The organism is Mesorhizobium sp. M1A.F.Ca.ET.072.01.1.1 (genome assembly GCF_004023325.1).
Lineage (GTDB): Bacteria > Pseudomonadota > Alphaproteobacteria > Rhizobiales > Rhizobiaceae > Mesorhizobium.
Window position 1 is genome coordinate 1 of record NZ_RZSF01000348.1, and the last position, 6,621, is coordinate 6,621.

General features: G+C 64.9%; 6 protein-coding genes. All 6 read right to left on the reverse strand.

Annotation, left to right across the window (positions count from 1 at the left end; genetic code table 11):
• On the reverse strand, positions 1-180 hold a 180-nt coding region (locus EOA32_RS31160), incomplete at its 3' end, for an endonuclease/exonuclease/phosphatase family protein (RefSeq protein WP_189407518.1).
• Positions 181-346: 166 nt separating this feature from the next.
• On the reverse strand, positions 347-997 hold the full coding sequence (locus EOA32_RS31165) for an alpha/beta family hydrolase (protein ID WP_128373762.1): 651 nt from the start codon (positions 995-997) through the stop codon (positions 347-349).
• A 33-nt stretch (positions 998-1,030) separates the two neighbouring features.
• Positions 1,031-2,143 carry a tetratricopeptide repeat protein gene (locus EOA32_RS31170; protein WP_128373763.1) on the reverse strand — a complete coding sequence of 371 codons (1,113 nt, stop codon included), beginning with the start codon at positions 2,141-2,143 and terminating at the stop codon, positions 1,031-1,033.
• 11 nt (positions 2,144-2,154) lie between these two features.
• Positions 2,155-3,066 carry a Ku protein gene (locus tag EOA32_RS31175; protein WP_095778244.1) on the reverse strand — a complete coding sequence of 304 codons (912 nt, stop codon included), beginning with the start codon at positions 3,064-3,066 and terminating at the stop codon, positions 2,155-2,157.
• A gap of 282 nt (positions 3,067-3,348) precedes the next feature.
• Complete coding sequence (gene ligD / locus EOA32_RS31180; protein WP_128373764.1) at positions 3,349-5,838, reverse strand: DNA ligase D; 2,490 nt, start codon at positions 5,836-5,838, stop codon at positions 3,349-3,351.
• Positions 5,839-6,077: 239 nt separating this feature from the next.
• Positions 6,078-6,302, reverse strand: a complete 225-nt coding sequence (locus EOA32_RS31185) for a hypothetical protein (protein WP_066998505.1) — start codon at positions 6,300-6,302, stop codon at positions 6,078-6,080.
• Positions 6,303-6,621: the final 319 nt, after the last annotated feature.

The window sequence follows — 6,621 nt, forward strand, 5'->3', positions numbered from 1 at the left end:
GGGCTCACCCTTCCACACCCCGCCATAACCGGCCTTCGCCAGCCGGGTCAGCGGAAACTGCGTGTCGCGGGATTTCAGTTCCTGCAGGCAGACGACGTCCGGTTCTGCCTTGGCGAGCCAAGCCAAGAGGTTTTCCAGCCGGCTGTTGATGTTGTTGATGTTGAAGGTGGCGAGTTTCATTTGCCGAAGACGCCTCTTCATTCGTCATCCTCGGGCTTGACCCGAGGATCCATGCCGTGACCATCGCCGTGGAATCCTGCGGGGGCAAAATTCTGAGCTGTTGCAATGCCAGCGTTACGGCATGGATCCTAGGTCTGCGCCGCGTCGCTTCGCTCCTTGCCTCGCCCTATGATGACGAAGCGAGAGGCGCCATCCGAGCTTTTATCGTCTCCGCCACCGTCTTCAGGTGATCCGCCACCGAAAAACCCGACACCGCCTTGCGCGGCTTGAGATCGTGGTCGCCGTCCTCCAGCCAGACCACCTCTATTGCCGCTGACAGGCCGTAAGTCGCGACCTCGTCCTTGGTGCCGAACTCGTCGCGCGTGCCCTGGAAGATCAGCGTCGGCGTCTTCAGGTCGGCAAGATGTTTTGTCCGCAGTTGCTCCGGCTTTCCGGGCGGATGGAAGGGGTAGCCCAGACAAACCAAGCCAGCGATCTCGCCCTTGGCAAACATCTCGTCGGCGACCATCGAGGCGACGCGCCCGCCCATCGACTTGCCGCCAATGATGAGCTTGCCGGTCAAGCCTTTGGCGCGCAGATCGGCGATCGCCTTGACATATTCCGGGTTCACGGTCTCGGCGCGCGGCGGCGGCTTGCGATGGCCAAAACGGCGCGCCGCCATGTAGTGGAACTCGAAGCGCGCGACTCGCAAGCCGGCCGTGGCGAGAGCCTTCGCTGTCACGGCCATTGAGGCCGAGTCCATCGGCGCACCGGCGCCATGCGCAAGCAGGACGGTGACAGGGGCGGAGTCGGGGCCGTCGAAGAGGAAGTAGGTCATCGGGCGGGCTTCCTGGCAAGGCCGCACTCCGTCTCAAGCGCGAACATCTCGCTCACCGGCCATGTGCAAATCCACGAACTGGATCCCCTTCTGCGCCAGTCTTGCCCATTCGGACTCCGCGTCGAGCTCCAGATAGCGCGCCCACAGCCGGCGGGCTTCGGCCAGATTGCCGGCGTCGAACTCCAGCCGGGCCAGATTGAAAACCGGGTCGGCATAGGCCTTGTCGAGCGCGATCGCCTTCTGCAGGTGCCGCCGCGCCGAGGCGACCTTGCCTTCGTCGCCCACCAAGCCGGCGAGGTTGAACCAGGCTTCGACGAAGCCGGGATCGAGCTTTATCGCGCGGGCATAATCATGCGCGGCTTCCGCTGCGCGGCCGGCGCCGCGCAGGCAATTGGCGCGATTGAAGGCGGCGATGGCATCTTTCGAATCGATCGCCATGCAGCGCTGGTAGAGCGTTGCGGCCTCGTCGTGCCGCCCCTCCTCTTCTGCGGCTTCCGCCTCGGCGAACAGCTCCTCCAGCGTGTCGTCTTCCGGTGAGCCGAGGTCGAACAGAAGCTGGCCGTCGAGCTCGCTGCGGCCCTCGTCGAGATAGATCGCGTCCGGCCGGCCATGCTGCGAACCGAGATTGAGCGACTTGGCAGTGAGCGAGGCGACCGGTCCGGAGCGATGCACCGAACGCGCGATCGCGCCCCACGTCGCGCCGCTGGCGATCAACCCGGCATATTTTCTGGCCAGGATCAGGTCGCGGAAGGAATAGGGTTCCCCGTCATGTTCGAAGGCGTCGAACAGCGACAGCATGTCGAGATCGCTGGCGGAAAGCCGCGACTGGTCGATCAGCGACTGCCGGGACAGCGACGACGCCTGAGGCGCCTTCAACAAGCCGAGCAAGCGCAGGAAGCCGTTTTCGCTGACCAATTCGCGCCCGGCTTCGCGCTCGGCCTGCACGCGGCGCTCGATGTCGCCATCGCCCGTTCTTGCCGTGGCCGCCTTGGCCAGCAGCGTGCGGCCGAACACGACATGGGTGGTGCGACGGGTGACGCCGCGCCTCAACTCGGCATGACGGCGCTCGACCTCGCGCGCGGCGAGCCTGAGCGGAAACGCGGCCAGCGGGCCGACGGCGCCGAACACGGCGCCGGGGAGGATCACCGGCCCTCCCGTCACTTCTTGCTCTTGCCGACGGCTTTCAACAGGTTCGCTTTCAGCGGGTTCTCAGGCGCGCCGCCGCCGGCGGCCGCCTTCTTGGCGGGCTTGGCCGGCGCCTCCTCGGCCTTGCTCTTCGACTTGGCCGGCGGCTTGGCCGACTGCGACAGGCTCGCTTTCAGCGCATCCATCAGGTTGATGACATTGCCGCGTTCGGGCGCCGCCGCGATGATCGGCTTGTGGCCTTTGAGCTTCTCGCGGATCATCCCCATCAGCGCCACTTCGTAGCGATCCTCGTAATTCTTCGGATCGAAATGAGTTTCCTTCTGCTTGATCAGCGCCTGGGCGAGATCGAGCATTTCCGGATCCGGCTTGCCGGCCGGGATGTTGCCGAAATATTCAGCCGTGCCGCGCACTTCGTTGGGGTTCCTCAAGGTGCAGACGAACATGCCGTTCTCGCGCGGGCCGATCGTCACCACGCGCTCGCGGCTGGAAAGGACCAGGCGGGCGATCGCCAGCTTGCCGGATTTGCGCATCGCTTCGCGCAGCACCGCGAAGGTCTCCTCGGCCATGGCGCCGTCCGGGGCAAGGTAATAGGGCGAGTCCTGATAGATGACGTCGACCTCATTCTCGTCGACGAAGGCCTCGATGTTCATCGTGTGGTTGGATTCGATCCGGACCGCGTCGAGATCGGCATCATCGATGATGATGTACTGCTTGTCCTCATACTCGTAGCCCCGGACCAGGTCCGAGCGTTCGACCAGGCCGAGTTCGGGGTCGACCGGCTTCATGTTGATGCGGTTGTGGGTCTTCTTGTGCAGCTGGTTGAACGAGATGCGCTCGCTCGCGCTGGTGGCCGGATAAAGCCGGACCGGACAGCTGACGAGGCTGAGCTTGAGGTAACCTTTCCAACTTGCCCTGGGCGCCATGATGAACTCCTACGCGGCCATGCACTGACAGTTACTTTTTTGGAAACATGATCTTAGCCGAAAACCGGTTCCCCTTTTCAAGATCATGCTCCGGCGCTTCGTCCGCAGGACGGTTGGCGCTCCGGAAATCCTACACCGACCCTTGATGGTACATGCAAATTGCTGACGAAGTGTTCTTGGGCCGGTTGGCGCGAAGGATAATTCAAATTGTAGGAAGCGTCGATGGAGATGGATTGGGCTTGGGACTGGGCGAAAGTCTAGCAAGGAGCGAAGCGACGCACCCTAGGATGACGAGAAATGGGACGGCAAATCCCTGGCGGCCTCGTCGATCTCCGCCCAGGGATCGCCCGAGGTCTCCAACAGTCCCGGCAGCGAGGCGTAGTTCAGATCCTCGGGCGCGTCGATAGCCTCCAGATCGGTCCAACTCATCGGGGTCGATGCCGGCAGGTTGGTGCGGGCGCGCAGCGAATAGGGAGCGGCGGAGGTGTGGCCGCGGGCGTTGCGGTGGAAGTCGATGAAAATGCGCTTCTTGCGGTTTTCCTTGCCCATGACTGTGACGAAAGTGTCGGGCGCGCTTGCCGCGAGCAAAGTGGAAATGGTGCTCGAGGCCTGGTGCAGTTTCTTCCAGTTCTGCTTGCGCGTCACCGGCACTGTGATGTGGATGCCCTTGCCGCCGGACGTCTTTGCAAACGGCACCAGGCCGAGGCTCTCCAGCCCGCCCTTGATGTGGACGGCCGCCTCGACCACCTCGCGCCAGGAAATCCCCTCGCCCGGGTCGAGGTCGAAGACGATCTGGTCGGGCCTGTCGAGCTTGGTGCGGTGCGTGCCCCAGGTGTGGAACTCGACGACGCCGAACTGCGCCAGTGCCAGATAGCCCTTGGCGTCCTCGACCGAGAGGTAGGTCTTGGTCTCGCCTTCCGAACTGACGCTCTCGAACACCGCCACCGAGGGCGGCATGCCGGTGAAGGCGTGGCGCTGGAAGAAGCAGTCCTGCGGCCGCCCCGTCGGGCAGCGCACCAGCGACACCGGGCGGCCGATGATGTGCGGCAGCATGAAATCGCCGACCAGCGCGTAATAGACGGCAATGTCGAGCTTGGTCGGCCCGGTCTTGCCGAACAACCGCCGCTCCGGATTGGTGACCCAGATGGTGGCGAGGTCGGACTCGGCGATCAGCCGCTTGCGCTTGACCGCAACCGGCGTGGTCAGGCCGCCGACATCGCGCAGGCCGCGGAAGACGCCGTGGCGGATCGCATTGTCGGCGGTGCGGTTCGAATAACGGACGCGTGCCGACAGCAGCGGCTTCACCCAATGCATCTCGCGCATGATCTCGCGCGGCACGCCCTCGGGTGGCGTGGCGCCGACGGTCAGCCGCTCCAGCCGGGTCAGCAGGTCGGTCGCCATGTCGCGGTCGAAGCCGGTGCCGACCTTGCCGCGATAGTGCAATTCGCCGTCGACGAACTCGGCCATGCCCAGCGCCGCAAGCCCTTCCGCCCGGTCGGAGACAGTGTAGCCGGCGATGACGAAATCATCCGTCTTTTGCGCCTTGACTTTGGTCCAGCTCTTGGTTCGGCCGCTCATGTAGATGGCATCGGCGCGCTTGGAGACGACGCCTTCCAGCCCAAGGTCCGAGGCCTGGTCGTAAAGCCCGCGGCCATCGCCCTCGACGTGGTCGCTGTACTGGATGGCGGAGTTGGCCGCCTGGCCGGCGAGCAGTTCGGCAAGCAGCGCCTTACGCTTCTGCAGCGGCGCCCTGCGCAGGTCCCAGCCATCGAGATGCAGGAGATCGAAGGCGTAGAAATGCAGCTTCGAGCCGGCGCCCTGGGCCAGCGCGTCCTGCAGCAGCGCGAAGCGCGAGATGCCCTTGTCGTCCAGCACCATGATCTCGCCGTCGATGATCGCCCGGCTGACCGGCAGGCGCGAAAAGGCTTGCGCGAGGTCGCCGTAGCGCTTGGTCCAGTCGAGGCCGCCACGGGTGATCAGCCGCACATGCCCGTCCACGACATGCGCCATGGTGCGGTAGCCGTCGAATTTGATCTCGTGCAGCCAGAGCGTGCCGGTGTCCTCGCCACCGGGCGGCTCGCTCACCTGCGCGGCGAGCTGCGGCTCGATGCGGCTTGGCGGGTCTGCCTTGACCGCGCCGGGCAGCGCGCCGGGTTTCAGCGAGCCAGGTTTCGGCGGCAGGCGCTGCGGCTTTTTCGGCGGCGCGGCCAGTTCCTCGATGCGCCGGCCCGACTTGACGCTTTCCGGCCGCGCTTCGAGAATGTCGAGCTCGGTGTCGGAGGCGAGATCGCGCTCCTTGAAAAGCAGCCAATTCTTCTTGTTCTCGTCCTCGCCGGGCTTGGGCTTCAGCCGGGTCAGCATCCAGCCGCCATTGAGCTTCTGGCCGGCGAGCCGGAACTTGAAGGCGCCGGTGCGCAGGCTTTTGTCCACATCCTCCATCGGCGCCCAGGTGCCAGTGTCCCAGACGATCATCGGCCCGCCGCCATACTCGCCCTCGGGGATGACGCCCTCGAAGTCGATATATTCGATCGGGTGATCCTCGGTCTCGACCGCGAGGCGCTTGTCGGCCGGGTTGAGCGAGGGGCCGCGCGGCACCGCCCAGCTCTTCAGCACCCCGCCGACTTCGAGGCGCAGATCGTAGTGATCGGCGGTGGCGTGGTGCTTGTGGATAACGAAGCGGTTGCTGACTTCGCCTGCCGTGCCGCCCGCCGGTTCTGGGGTGCGGGAGAATTCGCGCTTGGCGCGGTAGGTTTTGAGTTGGGGAGCCGGCATGGGTTAGGTGCCGAAGCGCGTAGCCGACAGTGGCAAGGGCCGCGATCCTTCGCGCCCCCGAGCCCGCGCGGTCGTCATCCTCGGGCTTGACCCGAGGATCCATGCGGTGATCTTTACCGCGGACTGCAGCCGAGCAGAACTTGGACCGTCGTGACGCGTCCAGGTCACGGCATGGATCCCAGGGTCTCCGCGACGTCGCTTCGCTCCTGCTCCGCCCTGGGATGACGAAGGCACTACACTCAATCGTCGGTCGCCGGCGTCAATTCCAGCTCGGCCGGCGTCAGACCCTGCCGCAGCTGCGAGAGCCGGAACTCGTCGACCCAATAGGCTTCACCGTCGACCAGCACACGGGCGCTGTAAGTGCCGCCGGAAAAGCTCTGCGCGGTGACATAGACCTTGTGGCGGTCGAGCGCCTTCTTCACCGCGGCGCGGCGGGAATTTTCTCTGGCGACGGGACTGGCCATGGCTCACTCTGTACACGCTGGCGCTGAACAGTCTCTAAGGATGAATGAGAGCGGGGGGCGAGTCAATTTGGCGGGGCGACGGAGCGCCAAGCTCCCGTCAAGCGGGCGAGACGGCCGGCAGGCCAGACCAGAGAGGCACCGGAAGGACCGAGGCGGTTGAGCCAATAAGGGCCGCCGCTTTGTTGCTATCGATCTCCGAACAAGAAACTACGATGCGTCGGCGGGACAGCGCCCCCTCTGCTCTGCCGGCATCTCCGCCACAACAAGGGGAAGATTGGCTGTCGCCAGCGCCGCGCCCTATCTTGGAGTGCAACGAGGG